Source organism: Aerococcus sp. 150760013-2 (assembly GCF_053627715.1).
This window is the reverse complement of the sequence record NZ_JBSEYI010000012.1, coordinates 49,073-70,591: the sequence shown is the minus strand read 5'-3', so window position 1 is coordinate 70,591 and position 21,519 is coordinate 49,073. Positions and strand designations below refer to the sequence as shown.

Genomic DNA, 21,519 nt, shown 5'->3' with positions numbered 1-21,519 from the left:
TGGCCTCCAATTATTCAAAGTAATGCACAAGTGCTAAAGGTTCGATGTATTCATCACCTTTATAGACACGCATGTTTCCACCTGCAACTTCATCGATTAAGACAATGACATCAGAATTGTCTAAGCGACCAAATTCTAATTTGATGTCATATAATTCTAGGCCTTTTTCGGCTAAAGCTTCTTTGATAACTAGGGAGATATCTTGTGTTAATTTCTTCAATTGGTCATATTCGCCATCTTTTAAAATATCTAATTGCTCTAAGGCATCTTGAGTAATCAAGGGATCTTGGCGGTCATCATCTTTTAAAGTGAACTCTACGTAGGCATCAAGTGGTGTACCTGATTCAATGTAAGCCCCGTAACGTCTGATAAAGCTACCAACAGCTTTAAAACGACAAATGACTTCTAACCCTTCACCAAATACAGAGGCTTTTTCAATCTGCATGGTGTTTTCTTCAGTATTTGAAGAAATATAATGCGTTGGAATATTCTTTTCTTTAAATAATTCAAAAAAGTATGTTGAAAGCACAACATTAGAGTGGCCTGACCCTTCAATCGTTGCCCCTACTTGGTTTTCACCTGGGTCAAATACCCCATCTTTACCCGTAACATCGTCTTTAAATTGGAAATAATATTGGCCGTTATCATCTTGGCATAAGTTTTTCGTCTTACCTGAATAAATAAGCATTGCTAAAAATCGCTCCTTTTCATAAACACATACGTTTCCATTGAATTATTTCGGAATATTCGTTTTCCGGATAACCATGTGCTTACCTTAACGAACTTTATGGGTAAAGACAAGTTAAAACTGAACGTTTAATAAAAAAAAGTTAATTTAGGTCGGGAAACGACCCTTATGGACGAACATTCGACTTTTTATATGCACTTATTGTTAAGAATTTAATGTTGTCGATAAAAATTGTGCAACTTTTGTATTTCGGCAAATTTTGCTAGCGAAACTGGAAAAATGGGCAAAAAAAGACCGCCATAAGTGCAGCGTGTTGCGCACTGATGACGGCCTATCTGCCCTTGTATGTAATATTGGAGATACATTTTGGGGCGGATTAGCTTTTATATATTCGAATTTTTATTCAGCTTTTGGTTGGGTTTTTAGTACTTCAACCTTTTTGCCATTAATTTTTTCTTCTAATTCAGGGTATACAAGACGTGCAGTCGCTGAACCAAAGACCATTAATTCATACAATAATTGTGGATCTTCAGTGGTTCTTGATAATAAGCGTAGGTAAATTTCCCCGTCACCAGTCAAGATTAAAGTGTAGTAGCCTGCACGTTTCAAGTTGATTTCATTAATCACTGCTAAAGCTTTTGTTTGATTGTTGAAATCTTCAACTTGGACTAGTTTACGATAAGTGATTTGGTATTCCGTTATGGATGAACCTTCTTTAAACTCACGTGCTACTACATTAAAAGGAATCGTTTTATCTTCAGCAATACGGTAAGCACCTGAGAAAACCACTTGGTCTTCATTGAATTTATTCTTCTTAACGGGTACTTTCTTATCGTTAAACATTTTCTCTAAAATTGGTTCAATTGATGGCATAGTATTCCTCCGTTTATCTTCTAAGTTCATTACTATCATCATTGTAACATAAGCCCATTAGAATCCTAGAACAAGGTTAGTCAAAAGTTACATAGATTTATCACTTTCAATTCATTAGGCGATCAAAGACTACAGCGTAATCTCCCCTGAGCTAGACTATAATCGGGTTCGAGCCTCCAAAAAAGGACTGCGTTTCCTTTCTTGGCGTCGGCTCTCGCACCTTAGCTACAAATTCTGCCATAATATCTAGCGCATCATCTGCTTCAGAAATCGGATAAATTGAGAAAATATGGGCCATATGCTGGTGGCTATCGAAATAAATTGGTAATCCCTCAGCTTCAACCTTTTCCTTCAAGGCAAGTGTGTAAGTCAAGGTTAAATATCTCGTCCCACTCACGACTAATATAGGTGGTAAGTCATTAAATGATCCGTACCATGGCGAAACTAAAGGGCTAATTGCCGGAAAAGGTTTTGCGAAAGTTTTTGTTTTAAGCGCGATTAATTTCGGTTGTAAAAAGAGTTCGTACGCCACATGGTCATAGCCACTAGAAAATTTTGCAATGTCCCATCCAATATTGGGGCAGTCAGGATTACTTAATCTGGCAAAGGCAACTCATGGTCCCCCAGTTGCTGCATAAAGGAAGCCGCCAAAGCACCGCCTGTCGAATCACCAAGAATAGCAATATTTTTGGGGGCAATACCCTTCTCTTCGATTAAATATAAGTGGCCTTTTAAAATCATTTTGTAGGCATCAACAACGTTGTGGGTTGGTCCCTTTGGAAAAATAGGCATGACCACTTGCCGACCTGTCAGGTTGGCTACTTTGCGTGCCATATTAAAGTGAAATAAGGATGGTTGTAACCAAAAGCCACCATTCGAAAGATAAAAAATAATTTTTCCTGGATTTACTGAGCTTGGCGTCGCAAGGTCATTTTGCACAATGAAGGTATCTGTAAAGTCATCAAAATAGTCAAATCCCATTGAACGTTTGGTCCAGCTAAGGGCTAATGGTAGCTCATTGCGTTTAATAGGATGGCTTAGTAAATTTTTTCATAATAACGGATGCTCTCCGCTGAAACGCCAGCGATTTCACTGACCTTTTCATATTCATATGCTAAAGACGAGATAAACTCAAGAAAGAAACCCAACTACCTTACCCAGTATCCTAAGAAACATAGTTATAAATCTACGCGGGCCTGCATTTCTGGTGTATAGTGATTACCCATCCCGTAAACATTTCCAAGTGCCTGAATCATGTCCTGTCTATTTGGTCTTACGCCATAGCCCAAGGACATATCCATTGCGCCAAAACCAATCTCAGTGACAACTACTTCACTATCACCTAAATGACGTGTTTTCATGTTTCCACCTCCAGGTAAATCTAGTCTAATCCCTGGAGTGCACGCTAAGAAAAATCTTTTGGTTTATTAAAAAAAGCCCAAATAAAATATTCAGGCCTAGATAATTTTAAAATGTTAGTTTTGGTTCCCAAAACGGTTCTTCTATTAGGTTTGAATCAGCAATAGCCATATCTAGTATTTCCATAACTGTTAAACTTTGGGCTAAATGTTCCTCTGCATACATGGTATCCTCATGATCAATCCAATTTGCAAAAATCTTAAATTCTGCGCCCATTTTATGCTCGCATGTATTCAATTCAAAATGATCCCTATAGCCATCATTTGTCCAAATATCAAATGAAGTGACCCTATTAGTAGCGCTATTGACTCTAATAGTACCTTTAGTACCTTGAATAGTTGCCCCATTTTCCCCTGTAGAATCCTTTGAAGCCATGCATACGGCTTTTGTGTATCCATAGTCCATGATTAAAACGCCAGATGTATCGATAGCATTCTCGATGTTAGGGTAGTAAGTAACTTTCTTTGGTTTCCCAATTAAGCCAACAACGAAATGTATATTGGATGAATTTAAATCCATTAAGGCACCGCCACCATTTTTGATATCAAAGGCCGGTAAGACGTTACCTGCTGTGAAAGAGTCATACTTACTCGAATATTTTGAGAAATTGCATTCAATTAACTTGATATCTCCAAGAAGTGGTAAAAGTTCACGGATTTTACCATAATTTTCGACGAACTGACCTGTTACAGCCTCAGCCAATACTAACTCGTAATCAATGGATAGTCGTTCTAATTCGATTAATTCCTTTTGTGACATCGTAAAAGGTTTCTCACATATAACATGCTTACCATGAAGTAAGGCTTCCTTAGCAAAAGGAAAATGTAAGTTATTAATGACGGCAACATATACTGTATCAATATCTGCTTCTGTCAAAAATTGATTGTAATCACTGTATACTTGATCAATGCCATATTGTTTTTGAAAGGCTATCGCCTTATCAACGCTTTTGGGTGTTGAGTTAATTGCAGTTACTTGTATTTCTGGCAACTCAGCAATTACCGGTAAAAATTGCTCAACCACTTTTCCAGTCCCCGCTATCCCTAATTTCAAATTTACCCCTCCATTAACCTAGAAATACCGCCAAACTAGGTGTTAACATTGTTTTCTGATAGCTAATTATAAGCCTCTAAACCCACAAATTCTAGCCCTTTTTGACACAAATTTTATTTTTTATTCAATTTCATACAAAGTATCCGACAAGTCGCTGTTTTAGAATAAAAAGGCTCTTTCAAGCTCCCCGGTAGCGATTAAGAACAAGGTAGCGCCAATTCGTTTCACTAGCCAGCTATCAAAATGTCCTTTATCATATAAGATAGTTAGGCAAAAGATTTTAAGGAGGATTTCTCATGAAAAAGTATAACAATTTCATTAACGGTGTGTGGACAGCCCCTACCAATAATGAATACAAAGAAGTAGAAAACCCGACAACTGAAGAAACGTTTGCCCAAGTCGCATACTCTGCAAATGAAGATGTTGACCAAGCAGTTGAAGCAGCTAAGACAGCCTTTCCTGCTTGGAATAATCTATCTCTTGAAGAAAGAACCGGTTATGTAGAAAAATTATTAGCTGAAATCAAAGCCCATAAAGAAGAAATTCGTGACATTATTGTTGAAGAATTTGGTGCTGCCAAGACCTTCTCCGAGTCAGGACAAGTTGGTTTAGCCATTGATGAAATGTCAGCTACAGTTGAGGCCATTAAAGACTACAATTTAACGCAACAAATTGGTAATACTAAAGTCATTAAAGAAGGTTATGGTGTAGTTGCTGCAATCACACCTTGGAACTATCCATTAAATCAAATTCAACGAAAAATCACACCTGCTTTATTAGCTGGGAATACCGTAGTTGTTAAACCAGCATCTGATACACCACTTACTGCAGTTAAACTATTTGAATTAGCTGAAAAAGTAGGCTTTCCAAAAGGTGTATTCAACCTAATCCTTGGAAGTGGTAGTGGTGCTGGTAACTATCTAGCAGAACATGAAGATGTCGCCGTTGTTTCCTTTACTGGGTCAACAGAAGTTGGTCAAGGGCTATATGAAAATGCTGCTAAAGGCATCAAGCATATCATTCTTGAACTAGGTGGTAAATCTGCGTTAGTTTATTTACCTGGTGGCGATTTATCCTTTGCAGTTAAAAAATCAATGGGCACTATTTTAAACAACCAAGGGCAAACTTGTACTGCACTTACAAGACTGTTAGTACCTAAAGACGAATTAGCTGATGTAGAAGCTGAAGTAAAATCTTTCTATGAAGAGAACGTCGTTATCGGTGATCCTGCTGATCCAAATACGCTTGTTGGCCCCATGGTATCCGCTAATCAAAAGAAAACAGTACTCGAATATATTGAAAAAGGTAAAGCAGAAGGTGCTAAAGTTTTAGTCGGTGATAAAAAACCAGCCATTGAAACTGGTCATTTTGTAACACCTACTGTCTTTACAAATGTCACTAATGATATGACGATTGCCCAAGAAGAAATTTTTGGTCCTGTACTTGTCATCATCACATACGATACTGAAGAAGAAGCCATTGAAATTGCAAATGACTCAATTTACGGCCTTTCAGGTGCAGTAGTTGGACCTACTGAAGATGCTTATAAAGTGGCTAAGCAATTACGAACTGGTAATATCTTTGTAAACAAATCAGAACGTAATCCGCTTGCGCCATTTGGTGGCTACAAACAATCCGGACTAGGTCGCGAAAACGGTCTATTTGGTGTAGAGGATTATTTAGAGACAAAAGCGATTTTCTTAGAAGATTAGATAATTGGATAATATAATAGGTTCTATAATAAATAGTGTTGGTGAGATTTCATGTGGAATCTCATTGACACTATTTTTTGTGTACACAAAAAGGACATGATATCCTTAATTCATGTAAACCACGACGAATACAGAAAGAAGGAAAAATCATGTCCCATACGTCTATTATAAAACAACTTTGCGGTATTTTCGACAATAATATTGGTATAAAAATACCAAAATCTATGCATCTTTTGCCACTTGAAAAGTATCATGAAATCAATCATTTCGTTTTACATGGGGTTCTTACATACAAGCCTAAGGCTTGTATGCACTGTGGTGTAAAGAATACTGGTAACCAAGATATCATCAAGCATGGCTTTAAACCAGCTATCATTCGATTACCGAACACAGCTACTAATCCTGTTTTACTTAAATTACAGAAGCAACGCTTTTATTGTAAACACTGTGCACAAACTTTTATTGCTGAAACACCATTAGTTGAAAAATTTTGCTGTATTTCTAAAGCCATTAAAAGCCAAATTAGCTCCGAATTGGTTGATACGCAATCTATGCGGTTAATCGCTAAACGTTACCATATCTCCTCTCCAACAGTGGCCAGAACTTTAATGAAAGCAAGTAAGGGACTATCACCTAAGGGAAATTATCTCCCGAATCACCTCGGTGTAGATGAGTTTAAATCGACCAGTCGTGTAGCGAATGCGATGAGTGCTGTCCTTGTGGACACGCATAATAGAAGGCTAATTGATATTATCGTTGATAGAAAACATTCGTCGCTCATCGATTACTTTTCTTCCTTTACCTGGGCTGCTCGGAGCAGTGTGAAGACAGTTTCGATTGACTTATATACACCTTATCTAGAGGTCATTCGCACATGTTTCCCTAATGCGAAGATTGTCATTGATCGATTCCATATAGTAAAGCTGCTGAATGAAACAATCAATTCTAATCGTATTAAAGTGATGAATGCTATCAAAACGAGCCGTCCATCGGACTACAAAAAACTCAAAAAACAATGGAAATTATTGTTAAAGAATGCTGAAGATTTAAATTTTACGGATACACATTATGTTCGCCAATTTGGTGAAGCAATATCAGAACAACGTATTGTTGATTATCTTTTGAGCATCTCACACGAACTTTTGGTTACTTATACCCTGATGAATGAACTAAAATATGCCATTTCAACTCATGATATCAATATTTTCAATGAAATCCTACAAGGGACTAAGCACCGCACTTTGCCAAGTCGTACGAGAAGAACGATCAGAACATTAGTCAAATTCTTGCCTTATATACATAACGCCTTGAAATATACTGTATCAAATGGTCCTACCGAAGGTATTAATAATAAAATTAAATTAATTAAACGAACAGGTTTTGGATATTCGAACTTCCATCATTTACGTGCAAGAATTCTAGTGCAATTCAAATTAAATTACAAACCATCCGATCCTGAACCATATACATTTGACGGGATGGCAAGCTAACCCAGGGATAGTGGTATATTTTTGAATAAAGAGGACTGAAAGTGTACGACCTTAGCCGTGAACAAGCATGAAATCGAGACTAAGGCTCGATTTCAAAGAAAAGAGACCTTGGCTCTCTCTGGTGCCACGGATTTTAAGGAACGTACACTGTAAGGTCGAAACACCATTTGTTAGAAAATGTTATCTCTTTGGTCGCTTTCCTTGCCTAATGGCAAGAAAAAAGCCATACACATCACAGCGTGCATGGCATTTAACTTTATTGATTTTTTAATTGTTATTAAAAACTAAAAAACGTATTCGCTTGGTTTGAAATTATTTACCAACACTATTTGTAAAAGAACCATTAATTCTAAATACATCAAAAGCTATGGAATTTGTTTATTTCCATAGCTTTTGGTTTTTGAATTGTAAGATTACCCTCGCTGATGCGGGGAAAACTACTACCGAATTTAATTCTTCTACCCTATATCTGGATCACCCCCGCTAGTGCGGGGAAAACACTAAAAAGATCCCTTGAAATCAGCCTTTACATTTGCCCAACTTTTAAAATCCATTCACTTTAGTTGTTATACTTAATATCATAATATGCTTTAGCAAAAAATGACAGTCTAATATAATAAAAAATATGGGTGGGTTCTTTTGAATTCTGCTTTATCGAAAGTATAAGGAAAATAGCACCTCAATTTATAGCCCCTCTTGAAAAAATTTCTTACTGAGCGATATACACAAAAAGATACCATTTTAAACGAAAATAATAAAAATTTCCTACTTTGTATCATAATCAATAATTGGAAGAAACTAATTACACAGCTATTAACAAGAGATAAATCTATCTAGATCGTTGTTATCAGTAAAAAATCACGGAATCATGCTAAATTTATAGGTGAATTTCTGAGTTTCGAACGCTCAGAAAAGGTCATATCAAGTCATTTATCAAGTGAAATTAGTGATTTCATTCTTACTTACTAATACATACGATATCGTAATTACTGATTTCCCTACGGACCTCGATCAACCTAGACTGATTTATATTGAGAATTTACCTTACAACCATGACTTTAAAAAAATTCATATAATCGTAGACATATGAAAGAAAAAGATAAATTTCAGCAATACATGACGCTATTTTAGATCAGAATCGTGATTATTATAAATTTTTATAAATTGAACGTTTTTTTAATTTAATGATTACACTATAGATCTCGGAGTTACTTTCATTTTAAAGTTAAGTACCCAAATCAGATGTCGTAAGTCAAAAATTGCTTCGTTCCTCCCATGATATGGAAAATAATCAATAGTCTTTTTTATAAAAATTATATATCTAGATTCACTAAAACTATTTGCACGGAAGTTATTTTAGTGAAATCTTCTAAAGTTCATCCACAACTTCAACATCAATTTTTAGTAGTGATAAACGGTAACCCATGGTTTGAATACTTCTTGCAATATTATCTAAAGAAACTTTTGAGAAAAAAGGGATTGCTTCGTAAATTGTTCTACTTGCTTTATCAACTATTGCAATCACGATTTCAAAATCTGAATTTTGATTATTAGGACCTATGATATCTGGACTTCCTATAGGTAATAAGTTCTGAATGTGCGATCTGAAAGAACTATCAGAAGCAAAAGTTTGAGCTGAAACATAAGCTTGATTAAATAGATGGCTCAAATTGGATGATTCTGTTCCAACCTTCACATGAATAAATCTCTTGGGTTCTAAACCAAAAAGGTCACATGGTTCAATTGAGCTATTATTTACATTCGTATAGAAATTTTTCTGGTCTATTAAAATATAACTTGCATTACTGACTCTTGAATTATAATCTTCTTCTCGCTCTTTAATCATGTTATTTTTCTTTTCTTTGAGATATCTAAATTTCGGAAGACTAAATTGAGCGTGTGGTATGGCTTTAATATTTTTGATTATTCTACCGTAATAATCGCTATTAATCACATAACAATCCCCAGAATATAAGACATATTTTTCACTATTAAGTACTGTTTCAAATATAATTCCATGATAAACACTACTAACAATTTCTTTCTCCCCGTTTAAATATCTAACAAAAATCTTATTGTTATGTAACTTTTTAACAGGATCTGTCTTTCCTTTACTTATATATTCTTTTACATTATTAAAATAATAATCATACTTTATTGGATCAGAAATAATATCGTCTGTTTTCGCACCAGTACCTGTTAAATAATACCCCTCAATCGAATCGATTTCTACTTCAATATTTGGCTGAATAATTACCTTATCTGATTCACTTTGAATGGCTTCAATCAATTTTTTATCTAATTTATCTTTGATTTCATTGTCTTTTTCAATTTGTATATTATCAATCCAACCAAAGCCGTTTTTTTGATAATCATTACTAGAATAAATTGTATAATATTCTTCAAGATATGACTTAATGTTATTAAAGTCAATTTTTCCTTTAATTAATAAAGAATCAGATCCATTTACAGATGTTCCTATATTATCCTTTAAGGGTGTACCAGCAATCGATTTGAAAATATTTGTGTTTAAATCAATATTCATCTGATTTATATTTAGTGGAGAAATCGGCTGAGCAGTATTGTTCACCATCGATGCATCGCTTACATCCAACATCGATAGCTTGGATAATTTATCATCATCTAAAACATTAACTGCCACTTTTAACCCGAAATTTCTGACAACGCTATTCATATTTAACATTCCACGCCCATACCCAAACGTTATACTAAAAAAACGATTGTTACATTTTATTATAACCACAGCCCTGTTAGAAATATTGGGATCTAGTACTATTTCTTTATCAGACATTTTATTTAAATCTTCTGTCCATCCCGGTTGCATTCCTGAAGTTGTTCTGCCAATAAATATTTTACCTTCTAAACCTAACTCGTTATTTAAATCTTCGGAGTACTCATAAACATTACCTTCATCCTCTTTCAAACAACTATAGATACTTCTAACTTTTTCCTTATGTAGAAAAATAGAGATGCTCCGTGATTTTTCTTTACTTTTAGCCATATCTTCACTCCCAATATTTATAGTATAATGTTTCAATTCAACCCCTGCGCTCTTTCTATAATCAATCGTATATTATTTTTATATAAATTGGAAATTGTTAGCATACTTTATAAAAATATAAAATGGCTAGTGTACAATATCTGGAGTAGACTAATTAGAGATTTCTCCAATAGCTTGAAAAGTAAAATATTCAAAATTACCTAGTTATACTTCTACTGATTTACCATAAAAAAGAGCATACGCTCATCTGCTCCTAAAATAAGACATTTTAAAATTTACTTCCTCTTTGTCTCTATTACCCTCGCAATCTCTAAAGTAACTTTTAGTCAGAGAGCAACGGTCTTCTAAACCGTAGGCCGCTTTGATATAAATAAATCATTTTGCATTAAAATCATAATTTTTTATATCAACAATAACTATTACAACTAGGTAAACGGCCAATATAATTATAGAAAATTTATTGACTTGGTCGTTGTATGGAACGACGAATGGACTCGCTAGATAGAAAGCAAGTAGTATCCAAAATGTTATACGATACACTTTTCCTTTTAGTAGGTAACTTACGTTATCCCTGAAAACGAATACTCTAGCTAAACAACATGCCATCAGTAATCTTGATGGCATTTGTTCCAAAGCAATATTCTCTGACATAAAAAATAATGCACGATGTGCAATATTAAAGCTAAACCGATTGCAACATTTAAATATTTCTTCACAGTCATATTTACTCCCCTTCACAATTCCTATACATTACCTTGTTAACCCCCCTAGTTCTTTACCCACTTATTCATAATCCAAATAAGTAAACGATGCACAACAGCTATCCCGAAAACTACAAAAATCGATACTCCAGACTGCCAATTCAGCGGATGGTTATAAGAGACAAAGATTGGCGTAGCCACAAAAAATGCGAAAGCGGACCACAAAATAATTTTCAAGAATTTCCCTTTAAATAGCGTTTCATCCGGATTTGTAGGGTTGAGAAATATAGCTGCAAATACCATTCTTTGCATCACCATTCGTAATTCCAGATTCTCTGGATAAGAATATAAGGCAGCTAGATAAAATATTATAGCTACTACACCAGCAATATTAATGTATTTTCTAATTTCCATGTCTAATGCCACCTTCTCAAACAACACTTCCCATAATTGTCAAAAAGATTACGTTCTTTTTATCAGATACTTCCTTAGGTAATAAATGATCAACATAGTGAGAATCACTGTAAATAGTGCGATAGCAGAAATTTTGTTTAGTTGCTGATTATAAGGGGAAAATATAGCAGTGGCTATAAAGAATACAAGCAGAATGCATATCAAAATTCTTGAAATTGTATGATTATAAATAGCATCTTTTTCTCTATCGATAAAGAAACCATTTATTAAAATAGTAACGGTAAACAGTCTATGCATGGCATCTTCTAATGCTCTATTATCTGGAAAAATAAATACAACACCAATATAGATTAGAAGCGCTACCCATATACTATTTTTAACAAATTTTTCAACAATCATTTATATCACTCCCAGTGAACAACTTATCCTTAAAACTATTTATCTCAACTCGCTTCACTTTTGAAAAACAAGGCGTAGGTTATTGTACAAAAAATGATAAACAGCATTAAGTAGATTGCTACCTGATTGTTTTCACTCCAAAAAGTTTGACTAAAGAGTACTATAGATAAACCTAGCAAAATCCCTCTTATCCAACCTCGTCTCGTATTTAATAATTTACTAATTTGATCAATAGTGTAGTAGAAAGAACAAACCAATATAAATAGATACACTCTAACAATTAGAGACCATGGCAAAACAATTGATAGTACCACATAACCCAATATGCCTAATAAATTGAGCGACCATAGTAATTGTTTATTCATTTTTACTCCTCCCCAAACAAACATTTCTATTTTTTATTTAATCGTTAGAACTACTTCTTACTTCTAGTCTATCATAAAATTATACCTTTTAAAGTATAATTCAATTTTTCACATCAAAAAAGACGCCCAATCGATACCATTAATCAGACGCCTTAATCAAGGTTTTTATCATAGCTATTTCAAATACAAAACCAAGTCATACCATGTTTCACCGGCATGGGTTGAATCCGAAATACCTTCATTCACATAGCCATTCCGCTCGTAAAAAGGAATTAACCCCTATAAACAAGTCAAGCTAATGCCAACTCGGCCGCTCTTTTTCGCACGATCTGCCAGTTCATCCAAAAACTTACTGGCAATGCCTTGACCGTGAAATGCGGGATCCACCACCAGACTCAACACACCCACATAGCCACCGACTGCCGGATTGGCTAACGTTTTCTCAAACAAGTCATCATGTAAATACCGGTCCTTAATCACCGAGCCCACAACATAACCCAATATCGTCCCTTCCTGGTCTGTCGCCAGTATAAAAGTATCTGGAATGACCGCTATCCGCTCAGCCATAGCTTCTCGACTCGCTGCTTCCTCAGGGGTAAAGCCGCTCTCTTCAATGACCATAATACGGTCTAAATCATTTAATGCTGCTTGCCTAAAATTTCTCTGCATATTTGCCCTCCTATAGGCTCATTCTACGCTTTCACCATCAACCCTAATAACGATTCGTATATAGGCTCAGATTGGCATATTTCTGCCACAAAATAAGCAATAAAAGTAACAATGGCAATAGGGAGTAAATACTGGATAGAGCCCCCTGTCATTTCTAATATTAGAAAAATACCCGTTAATGGTGCGCGGACAATCGCTGCAAAATGCGCTGCCATCGCAATGACAGTAAAGACCGTAATCGTGTATGCATCCACTAGACCAAAAGCATACAATCCACTCGCGTAAATATTCCCTACTAAAGCCCCAAGAGATAATAATGGGAAAAAGATCCCCCCTGGAATTCCTGACCCGAAAGCCACACCAAGTAACACCATTTTTGATATGAATAAATAAACCAATGTCATCACGCTAGGATTATCCAAAAATGGTAATAAAATCAATTGTTCACCTGAGCCAATTAACCGCGCATCAAACAGCAATACCACGGCTGTGATAAGGAAAGGAAAAACCATTTTCCAAAAAGTAGGTGCAGTCCATTTACTATATATAGCTTTAGACCATAAGATAACTTTATTAAAAAGTACACCTGATAAACCTAACAAGATCCCTAAAATAAGTAGATACGGGTAAGTAGTCATTTCTACATGTAAAGCTTGAGGAATAGTGATAGCAGCATCATCTCCAATCAGTGCTATCGATACTAAAGATGCTGTAATTATCGTTAAAGTGGCAGACAAAAATCCACGACGGGTAACCTTCTTCAATAATTCCTCTAAGCAGAAAATAATACCGGATACTGGCGCATTAAAAGCAGTGGCTAAACCGGCACCTGCTGCGCCAACAATCAAGTATTTCGTAGACGCTTTAGAAGATTTGCTTACTTCTGCTACCCCTTGACCGATTGCTGCCCCAATTTGTACTGAAGGACCCTCCCGTCCTAGTGTGAGTCCTGACCCAATCGCTAGTAAACCGCCAGTTATTTTATAAAACAAAACAGACGGCCAAGAAAAATTTAATTTACCACCAAGTTTCCCTGCAATTTGTGGAATACCTGATCCACCAATCATAGGCTCTCTTTGTACCGTCCAAGCCACTAAACAACCAAGCACCCCAAATGCCAGTATAAATAAGAAACTATGGCCGATTGAAACTTGTCCCCAATTTAAGAGACGCTCTACTAACCCCATCAGAAACGGAATTGCAATTCTAAATAGGGAGACAACTATCCCAACTAAAACACCAGAAATAATACTCAATAAACCCAAACGATAATTCAATCGTCCTTCATGCATCAATATCATACCCCTCTTTGACAAGTTTGACTCTTTAAATATATCTAAATAAAAAAATCCCAACCAAGAAAAAGCTCGATTGGGATTCTCTGTATAGCTACTGTGGTAGCATTATTTTTGTTTACGGCGACGTTCTGGAATACGTGCAGCCTTACCATGTAAGTCACGTAAGTAGAACAATTTAGCACGACGAACTTTACCTTCACGTAATACTTCAATTTTAGCTACGCGTGGCGTATGTACTGGGAAAGTACGTTCAACACCAACACCGTTAGAAATTTTACGAACTGTATAAGTTTCGCTGATACCAGCACCACGACGTTGGATAACAACACCGTCAAATAACTGGATACGTTCACGTTCACCCTCAACAACTTTCGCGTGTACACGAACAGTGTCACCAGGACGGAAGTCAGGTACATCGTTACGTAGTTGTTCTGAAGTGATTTGATCAATTAAATTACTCATTTAGATTCTCTCCTTCCAACAACACTCATATGGCAGTTTTGCCACAGCGGAATATCATAAAGTATGTGTTGAAACAACACCTTTAATAGTATATCAAATTTATCACTTATTGTAAATAGAAAGTTGAAAGTTTCTTGTTATAAATAGTGGGAGTCCTATATAAGGGTTTGCGATCACTCGTCTGCTTTATTCTAAAGTAACATCTTCAGACTAAGTATCCTTAATAGGAATCGTTTCAATAAATCATCCCAATCACACAAACAAATATTTGTCAGTTACTCGTGTTCACGATACAATGATAGGTGAATAGGAAACGGTTACAAATCAGTGCTAAAGGAGACAAAGTGATGACAAACGATAAAACACAAATAAATAATATCTATAAAGATTTATATTTAGAAGTATCCGATTTACGTAAAAACGTCTATAAGGATGGCCAACAAATTTATGCATCCTGGGATCCTTCCACCCTCCGTGAAGATTTTAAAGAAGCAGCCTTAAATTTTGCCTATTATGTTGCCCTTCGTCGCCGAGATATCCGCAGCCTACAATTAAAACTGGGAAATCTTGGTCTTTCTTCACTCGGTCGTCTCGAAGGCCATGTATTAGCTACCCTTGATTTAGTCGCTTATCATCTCGCCAAAAGTGCGGACATGCCTGCAGTTGACATTCCTGAACATATGACGAAAACCAGTCAAGGGCACGGGTCTACACTTGACCAACTCACCAAAGATTTCTTTGGCCAAGGAGCTAACAACCGCTATTCACGCATCATGGTCACCATGCCCAATGAAGCCGCCACTGACCAAGACCTAGTTGATCAAATGGTAAAGGCTGGTTTAGACGTAGCCCGTATTAACTGTGCCCATGATGATGTATCTACTTGGCGGAAAATGGTTGAAAATATTCATCAAGCTGGCAAGAAATACGAGCGCGATATTAAAATTTTTACCGACATTGCTGGTCCTAAAGTACGAATTCAAGCCATCTATACTACCCTACAAAACCCCAAGCTTTATGAGGGAGATAGTTTTTTCCTCACAAGCGATACGGTATTAAAAGATTTTTATGATTGTGAAATTGTCTTATCCTGTCCAATCCCAGAAATTATTCAAGATTTAAAGGTTGATGAGGCGGTGTCACTTGATGATGGTAAAATTATAGGTAAAGTCCAAAAAACTTATCCTGAAGGGGTAAAAATTCGCATCACCCAAATGGCATCAAACGGTAAGAAAGTGAAAGCCACGAAAGGCATCAACTTCCCTGATCGTGAGTTAAATATCCCTGTATTAACCGATAAAGATATCGATGATTTGGCTTTTTCTAAAGAAGCTGCTGATGTTATCGGCTTCTCCTTTGTCCACGACTTAGACGACGTTCGTCATATCAATCAGGTAATGGCAGAAAAAGTAACCGAGGACCAAGATAAATTGGCAACTATCAAACTAGAAACCGTTTCTGGTTTTGAGAACCTCATCAATATCATTATCGAAGCAAACCGCTACCGACCAACAGGCATTATGATCGCTAGAGGAGACTTAGCTGTAGAAGTCGGCTATCTACGACTATCTGTTGTCCAAGAAGAAATTCTTTGGTTCTGCGAGGCTGCACAAATCCCTGTAATTTGGGCCACCCAGGTCCTTGAATCCTTGGTAAAATCAGGTGTACCTTCCAGGGCTGAAATTTCAGATGTGTCTATGGGGTCACGAGCTGAATGTGTCATGTTAAATAAAGGTGAACATATCCTCGAAGGGATCAACCTCTTACGGTCAATTTTAGAAGACATTGATGAACACCAATTCAAAAAGACTGCCTTAATGAAACAATTGAACGTAGCCAATACCATTTTCGAATAAAAATAAACACCTACCTCTAATAACCTAAAGGTAGGTGTTTTATAATGTCTAACTACAGCATTTTGATTGTTATTGTCGCTTACCATCCTTGGTATAAGCAATTACTTTTGTTCCTTTGTTATCAGCAATTTCCTTAGCCCGATTCATAGCATCCTCTTTTAAATCAAAAGTATCCGCAGCGCGTTTTGCCTTCACGGTAATCACCTGCCATTGTGCATGCTCATGATCAAACTTCACTTGAACGTCCTCATCCATCAAATCAGGATTGGCCGATTCAGTATCATGCTTATCGCTCTTTTTGGGATTGGTTGCCTGTTTAACTTCCGAAATCTCTTTATCAGAAGCATTCTGATACCATTCTTTACCTTGTTGGATTGCAATTGGTATTAAATCTTCCTCTTTGTAACCTGAAGCTTCCATAGCATTCATGATCTCAATGATCTTCTTTCGTTCAACCTCATCAAAGTTTTTTAAGTTGTTAGGATAATCTTGCATATTCCATGGCATAACATCATCTCCATTCTTAACTCATATTGTATCAAGAATAGTGAACAAATAAAAAAGAAACCCATGTTGAAGTTAGTTTGAAACTGAGGACCACACAATGGACCACTCTTAACAGTCCTACTCAGTTTCTGCTTTAATTTCTTCTAACCATTTAGCCTGTTGGTCGGTTAATGGGTAATTTTCTAACATATCTGGCCGACGTTCATAGGTCCGGCGTAATGATTCTTTCCCCTTCCAGTCAGCAATCTTAGCATGGTTACCAGACATCAACACATCCGGCACAGTCATTCCTTTGTATTCAGCTGGGCGAGTATATTGTGGATACTCTAACAAACCAGTCGAGAAGGAGTCACCCGTAATCGATTCCTCGTTACCCACCGCATCTTCAAGCAAGCGGACAGTAGCGTCAATCACAATCATAGCCCCTAATTCGCCACCAGTAAGTACATAGTCTCCAACCGAAATTTCATCGGTCACATATGACCGAATCCGCTCGTCGTAGCCTTCGTAGTGGCCACAAATAAAAATTAAATGGTCATCTTCAGCAAATGATTCCGCATGTTTCTGCGTAAAAGTTTCGCCAGCTGGATCCATCAAAATCACCCGTTTTTTAGTATCAGGATGTTTACCCTCAATTTCTTCTAAGGCATCATTAATCGGATCCACCCGTAGCAACATCCCAGCACCACCGCCATAAGGATAATCGTCCACATGCCCGTGTTTGTTTACTGCAAACTTACGAAAGTCCGTCACATCAATATTGGCCACCCCTTTTTCCTGGGCCTTCCCAATAATTGACGTGTTCATTGGACCTTCAAACATCTCTGGAAAAAGGCTTAATACATCAATCTGCATTAGGCGTCACCCTTTTCCGCGTCCACATCATCAATCAGACCATCCATCGGGTCAATCACAACTCGGTTATCATCCAAATCAATCTCTAACACAATATCTTCAATATAAGGAATCAAAATATCTTTCCCTTTATTTGGACGCTGAATAGCCCACACATCATTAGACGGTAGTGACGTAATCTCACGCACCTTGCCTAGATAAATCTCATCAGTCGTATAGACTTCTAGGCCAATAATGTCATCATAATAAAATTCATTCTCATCCAATTCGTCCGCCTCGCGCTCAGTGCCCGCAACCTTCAAATCAAATCCTTTGAATTTTTCTACATCATTAATATTATCCTTACCTTTAAAATGTAGGAGATTGAAATTCTTATGTAGGCGGTGACCATCCACCTCAACCATTTCAACCAATTTATCGTCGTTAAAAATTGCCAAAGTCGCGCCAATTTTAAAGCGTTCTTCCGGGAAATCAGTTGTCGCCATCACACGCACTTCACCGCGTAAGGCCTGCGTATTCACGATTTTCCCGACCAAATAATACTGCTCTTCAGCCATGCCCTCAATCTTCACCATATCTATTGCCTTCCCTTCTTTACGTGCCTATCCTCTAGTATCAAACCTCTTGTGATAAAAAGGACACGCCTCACATTTTAGCAACCACGATAGCCATATAAACAAACCATCATGGTCAAACGTCAGTCTTATTTTACATGAATACACCGTAAAAACCAAGACAGTGCAGTTAATGGCTACAATAAAAGCATACAAAAAAGACGCAGACATTTCTGTCTACGCCCTTAAAAAGCGGATTACTTTGTTACAAACTTTGTCTAAACCCAATTAAAAGGTGAGCTCCACTATCACACATTGTGAAGTTGAGCTCACCTATCGCACCCTGTTTAGTCGGGTTCGAGTCTCCAAGAAAGAACTGCGTTTCAGATTAGATTGTAACTGACTTCGTCAGCTACTGCTCTAATCTTCCAACGTTTTCTTTCTGAACGTCGACTCTTACACCCTGTTTAATCTTCTTTATCAATTACCAAGCGAATTCTCTTTGGTCCTTCTACTCGGACTGAATAGATAATTGTACGGATTGCATTTGCAACGCGGCCACCCTTGCCAATCACCCGGCCTACATCATCAGGATGTAGCAACAAATGGTATTCTAAAAATTCATCTCCATCAACAATGTGCAATTGGATTTCATCAGGATGATTCACCAATGGTTTCACAATTGTTAGCAATAAATCTTCAATATTTGGCATATCATTCATAGTGTTTACGCTTATTTGTTAGCTGCTTTAGCTTCTAATTTGTTTTCGTGGTGTTTTTTCATAACGCCTTGACGAGATAAAATGTCACGAACTGTATCAGTTGGTTGCGCACCATCTTTTAACCATTTTAAAGCTAACGCTTCATCTAACTCGATAGTTTCTGGTTGAGTTGTTGGGTTGTAAGTACCAATTTTTTCAATGATACGACCATCACGTGGTGCACGTGCGTCTGCTGCAACGATACGGTAGAATGGGTTACGTTTAGATCCCATACGTTTTAAACGAATTTTTACTGCCATGAGTAAGTTCCTCCTAAAAATTAAGTGTTTTTATATATTTAAAGCCTTAAAAGCTCATCACAAGTAAACATGATAACAAGTTTTTGTCAGCTTGTAAAGTATTTTCTCTTTACAGGGCAAATTTATTTTTCCCTGAGGTCGAAAAAAGGTTTATTTCCCTTTTTTCTTAGCTTTTTTCAGCTTGCGGGCCATTTGTTTGGCTTGTAATTCAGCGACGCGATTCTGGTTACGGTTGCCACCGCCTCCAAATCCACCGAAGCCACCGCCACCTAGGCCACCCATCATGTTTTGAAGAGCACCCATGTTGCCGTTAGACATAGCTGACATGATTTTACGTGACTCGTTAAATTGTTTAATTAAACGGTTCACTTCTTGCAGTGTAGTCGCTGACCCTTTGGCGATACGACGGCGGCGTGATTGGTTGATAGAATCTGGATTTTCACGCTCATACGGGGTCATAGATTGAATCATGGCTTTGGTTTGCGCCATTTGTTTTGGATCAACATTCAAGTCGTCCAAGTTACCCATTTTATTCATACCTGGAATCATCTTCAAGATATCTTTCATAGAACCCATCTTGTTCATCTGGTCCATGTTTTTAATGAAATCATTGAAGTCGTAGGTATTTTCGCGCATCTTAGCTGCCATCGCTTCTGCTTCATTTTCATCAAACTCAGCTTGGGCTTTCTCGATAAGGGTTAACATATCCCCCATACCTAAAATTCGGTTAGACATACGGTCTGGGTAGAAGCGCTCAATCTCGTTTAATTTTTCACCAGTACCCGTAAATTTAATCGGTTTACCAGTTACAGAAACGATAGATAAGGCCGCACCACCACGGGTGTCACCATCTAATTTCGTTAAGACAACCCCTGTGATATCCAACTCTTCGTCAAAGGCCTTAGCAACGTTGGCTGCTTCTTGACCAGTCATCGAGTCAACAGTTAATAAGATTTCATCCGGATTAACGGCTGCTTTTATATCTTTTAACTCAGTCATTAACCGTTCGTCAATTTGTAGACGACCGGCCGTATCGATGAAGACTAGGTCATGGCCATTCATTTTAGCATGTTCAATCGCTTGAGTCGCAATCTCAACTGGACTTACTTGGTCACCTAAAGTAAAGACTGGTAAGTCTAATTGCTGACCAATTGTTTGTAATTGGTTGATAGCAGCTGGACGGTAAATATCACCGGCTACTAATAATGGTTTCTTGTGGTCATTTTTCTTCAAGAAGGCCGCTAACTTACCAACGGTAGTCGTTTTCCCGGCACCTTGAAGCCCCGCCATCATAATCACGGTTGGTGGTGTGGTTGCGAATTGAATATCTTCGTGTTCTCCACCCATTAGGTCAGTTAATTCGTCGTTAACAATCTTCACGACTTGTTGCGCTGGCGATAGTGATTGCAATACCTCACTGTTTAGCGCACGTTCATTGACACGTTTCACAAAATCTTTCACGACTTTAAAGTTCACGTCAGCTTCTAGTAAAGCCAGACGCACTTCACGCATCATTTCTTTTAAATCGCCCTCGGTAATTTTACCCTTCTTACCCATCGTTTGGACAGCGCCTTGTAGCCTATCCGATAAACTTTCGAAAGCCATTCTTGGTAACACTCCTTATTTATTCATTCATCTTAAGCATTCAATTCGGATGCTTATTTGTTAAAATTCTTCACTTACTTCATCACGGTTATCGATCGCAATTAATTGCTTCATATAGTCTGCTAGTTGCGTATCATCTGGGTATTTTTTCGCTACATAGGCAGCCATCTTTTCCCCTACCGCTTCACGCGCATAATAATCACGCGCCAAGTGCAAATGATTTTCATATTTCAACAAACTTTTTTCTGTCCGTCGAATGTTGTCATAAACTGCTTGTCTAGACACATCAAAATGTTCTGCGATTTCCCCTAAAGAAAAATCTTCAGCATAGTACAGTTCAATATAAACACGTTGCTTTTCAGTTAATAAATCCCCATAAAAAATCAATAGGGTATTCATTTCATTTGTTTTTTGAATCTCCATCTAAGCCTCTTCTATCTGTCTAAAATTTGTCAAGCAGTTTTCCTTTACAAGTGTTTAGTATACACTATCAAACTTATTGAATCAACGATATGACCCAAGTCCTTTAGTCGTTTTTATCGGTTATCAACTTCAA

Annotated in this window: 22 protein-coding genes; 3 read left to right on the top strand and 19 right to left on the bottom strand. The window is 37.1% G+C overall.

Annotation, left to right across the window (positions count from 1 at the left end; all coding sequences use genetic code 11):
• Positions 1–10: 10 nt before the first annotated feature.
• The 6 genes from ACUW85_RS07630 to ACUW85_RS07605 all read right to left on the bottom strand — a co-directional run bounded on the left by ACUW85_RS07630 (position 11) and on the right by ACUW85_RS07605 (position 4,033).
• Positions 11–688, bottom strand: a complete 678-nt coding sequence (locus ACUW85_RS07630; protein WP_182023541.1) for a phosphoribosylaminoimidazolesuccinocarboxamide synthase — start codon at positions 686–688, stop codon at positions 11–13.
• A gap of 399 nt (positions 689–1,087) precedes the next feature.
• Complete coding sequence (locus ACUW85_RS07625) at positions 1,088–1,561, bottom strand: hypothetical protein (RefSeq protein ID WP_016896846.1); 474 nt, start codon at positions 1,559–1,561, stop codon at positions 1,088–1,090.
• Between the two features lie 151 nt (positions 1,562–1,712).
• Positions 1,713–2,093 (bottom strand): alpha/beta hydrolase family protein, encoded by a 381-nt coding sequence (locus tag ACUW85_RS07620; protein WP_310648935.1) that lies wholly within the window; start codon positions 2,091–2,093, stop codon positions 1,713–1,715.
• 62 nt (positions 2,094–2,155) lie between these two features.
• Positions 2,156–2,542 (bottom strand): alpha/beta hydrolase, encoded by a 387-nt coding sequence (locus ACUW85_RS07615; protein WP_259345410.1) that lies wholly within the window; start codon positions 2,540–2,542, stop codon positions 2,156–2,158.
• Positions 2,543–2,739: 197 nt separating this feature from the next.
• Entirely contained in the window at positions 2,740–2,922 is a 183-nt protein-coding gene (locus ACUW85_RS07610) for a hypothetical protein (protein ID WP_048725950.1), read from the bottom strand.
• Positions 2,923–3,028: 106 nt separating this feature from the next.
• Complete coding sequence (locus ACUW85_RS07605) at positions 3,029–4,033, bottom strand: Gfo/Idh/MocA family protein (protein WP_149256272.1); 1,005 nt, start codon at positions 4,031–4,033, stop codon at positions 3,029–3,031.
• A gap of 296 nt (positions 4,034–4,329) precedes the next feature.
• On the opposite strand from ACUW85_RS07605, the gene ACUW85_RS07600 reads away from it, so the two are divergent.
• Both ACUW85_RS07600 and ACUW85_RS07595 read left to right on the top strand, forming a co-directional pair.
• On the top strand, positions 4,330–5,745 hold the full coding sequence (locus ACUW85_RS07600) for an aldehyde dehydrogenase family protein (RefSeq protein ID WP_182023540.1): 1,416 nt from the start codon (positions 4,330–4,332) through the stop codon (positions 5,743–5,745).
• 149 nt (positions 5,746–5,894) lie between these two features.
• Complete coding sequence (locus ACUW85_RS07595) at positions 5,895–7,235, top strand: ISL3 family transposase (RefSeq protein WP_182023539.1); 1,341 nt, start codon at positions 5,895–5,897, stop codon at positions 7,233–7,235.
• Positions 7,236–8,604: 1,369 nt separating this feature from the next.
• Here ACUW85_RS07595 and ACUW85_RS07590 read toward each other — a convergent pair.
• The 6 genes from ACUW85_RS07590 to rplS form a co-directional block, all read right to left on the bottom strand.
• On the bottom strand, positions 8,605–10,257 hold the full coding sequence (locus tag ACUW85_RS07590) for a DUF6119 family protein (RefSeq protein ID WP_182023538.1): 1,653 nt from the start codon (positions 10,255–10,257) through the stop codon (positions 8,605–8,607).
• A 767-nt stretch (positions 10,258–11,024) separates the two neighbouring features.
• Positions 11,025–11,372, bottom strand: a complete 348-nt coding sequence (locus tag ACUW85_RS07585) for a hypothetical protein (RefSeq protein ID WP_069286736.1) — start codon at positions 11,370–11,372, stop codon at positions 11,025–11,027.
• A 48-nt stretch (positions 11,373–11,420) separates the two neighbouring features.
• Positions 11,421–11,771: a hypothetical protein gene (locus tag ACUW85_RS07580; RefSeq protein WP_069286737.1), complete on the bottom strand. Its 351-nt coding sequence runs from the start codon at positions 11,769–11,771 to the stop codon at positions 11,421–11,423.
• Positions 11,772–12,415: 644 nt separating this feature from the next.
• Positions 12,416–12,805: a GNAT family N-acetyltransferase gene (locus ACUW85_RS07575; protein WP_306345478.1), complete on the bottom strand. Its 390-nt coding sequence runs from the start codon at positions 12,803–12,805 to the stop codon at positions 12,416–12,418.
• A 23-nt stretch (positions 12,806–12,828) separates the two neighbouring features.
• The gene (locus tag ACUW85_RS07570) at positions 12,829–14,097 is read right to left on the bottom strand and encodes a ClC family H(+)/Cl(-) exchange transporter (protein ID WP_182023537.1); all 1,269 of its coding nucleotides are present in this window, start codon (positions 14,095–14,097) and stop codon (positions 12,829–12,831) included.
• A gap of 111 nt (positions 14,098–14,208) precedes the next feature.
• Positions 14,209–14,565, bottom strand: coding sequence for a 50S ribosomal protein L19 (rplS, locus tag ACUW85_RS07565; protein ID WP_004262406.1), 357 nt, complete (start codon positions 14,563–14,565; stop codon positions 14,209–14,211).
• 347 nt (positions 14,566–14,912) lie between these two features.
• Between rplS and ACUW85_RS07560 the strand changes: the two genes are divergently transcribed.
• On the top strand, positions 14,913–16,421 hold the full coding sequence (locus ACUW85_RS07560; protein ID WP_182023536.1) for a pyruvate kinase: 1,509 nt from the start codon (positions 14,913–14,915) through the stop codon (positions 16,419–16,421).
• A 69-nt stretch (positions 16,422–16,490) separates the two neighbouring features.
• Here the strand turns inward: ACUW85_RS07560 and ACUW85_RS07555 are convergent, their stop codons facing one another.
• From ACUW85_RS07555 to ACUW85_RS07525, 7 genes are all read right to left on the bottom strand, one after another.
• The gene (locus tag ACUW85_RS07555) at positions 16,491–16,928 is read right to left on the bottom strand and encodes a DUF2188 domain-containing protein (protein WP_182023535.1); all 438 of its coding nucleotides are present in this window, start codon (positions 16,926–16,928) and stop codon (positions 16,491–16,493) included.
• A 117-nt stretch (positions 16,929–17,045) separates the two neighbouring features.
• A complete protein-coding gene (gene trmD / locus ACUW85_RS07550; RefSeq protein ID WP_048729487.1) occupies positions 17,046–17,783 on the bottom strand; it encodes a tRNA (guanosine(37)-N1)-methyltransferase TrmD in 738 nt (245 codons plus the stop codon).
• Positions 17,783–18,358 carry a ribosome maturation factor RimM gene (gene rimM, locus ACUW85_RS07545; RefSeq protein ID WP_182023534.1) on the bottom strand — a complete coding sequence of 192 codons (576 nt, stop codon included), beginning with the start codon at positions 18,356–18,358 and terminating at the stop codon, positions 17,783–17,785. Before rimM ends, trmD begins: the two co-directional genes overlap by 1 nt.
• A 446-nt stretch (positions 18,359–18,804) precedes the next feature.
• Complete coding sequence (locus tag ACUW85_RS07540) at positions 18,805–19,050, bottom strand: KH domain-containing protein (protein WP_182023554.1); 246 nt, start codon at positions 19,048–19,050, stop codon at positions 18,805–18,807.
• Between the two features lie 20 nt (positions 19,051–19,070).
• On the bottom strand, positions 19,071–19,358 hold the full coding sequence (rpsP, locus tag ACUW85_RS07535; protein ID WP_149256257.1) for a 30S ribosomal protein S16: 288 nt from the start codon (positions 19,356–19,358) through the stop codon (positions 19,071–19,073).
• A gap of 150 nt (positions 19,359–19,508) precedes the next feature.
• Positions 19,509–20,963 (bottom strand): signal recognition particle protein, encoded by a 1,455-nt coding sequence (gene ffh, locus ACUW85_RS07530; protein WP_149358084.1) that lies wholly within the window; start codon positions 20,961–20,963, stop codon positions 19,509–19,511.
• Positions 20,964–21,023: 60 nt separating this feature from the next.
• Positions 21,024–21,386, bottom strand: coding sequence for a putative DNA-binding protein (locus ACUW85_RS07525; RefSeq protein WP_048729479.1), 363 nt, complete (start codon positions 21,384–21,386; stop codon positions 21,024–21,026).
• Positions 21,387–21,519 lie beyond the last annotated feature (133 nt).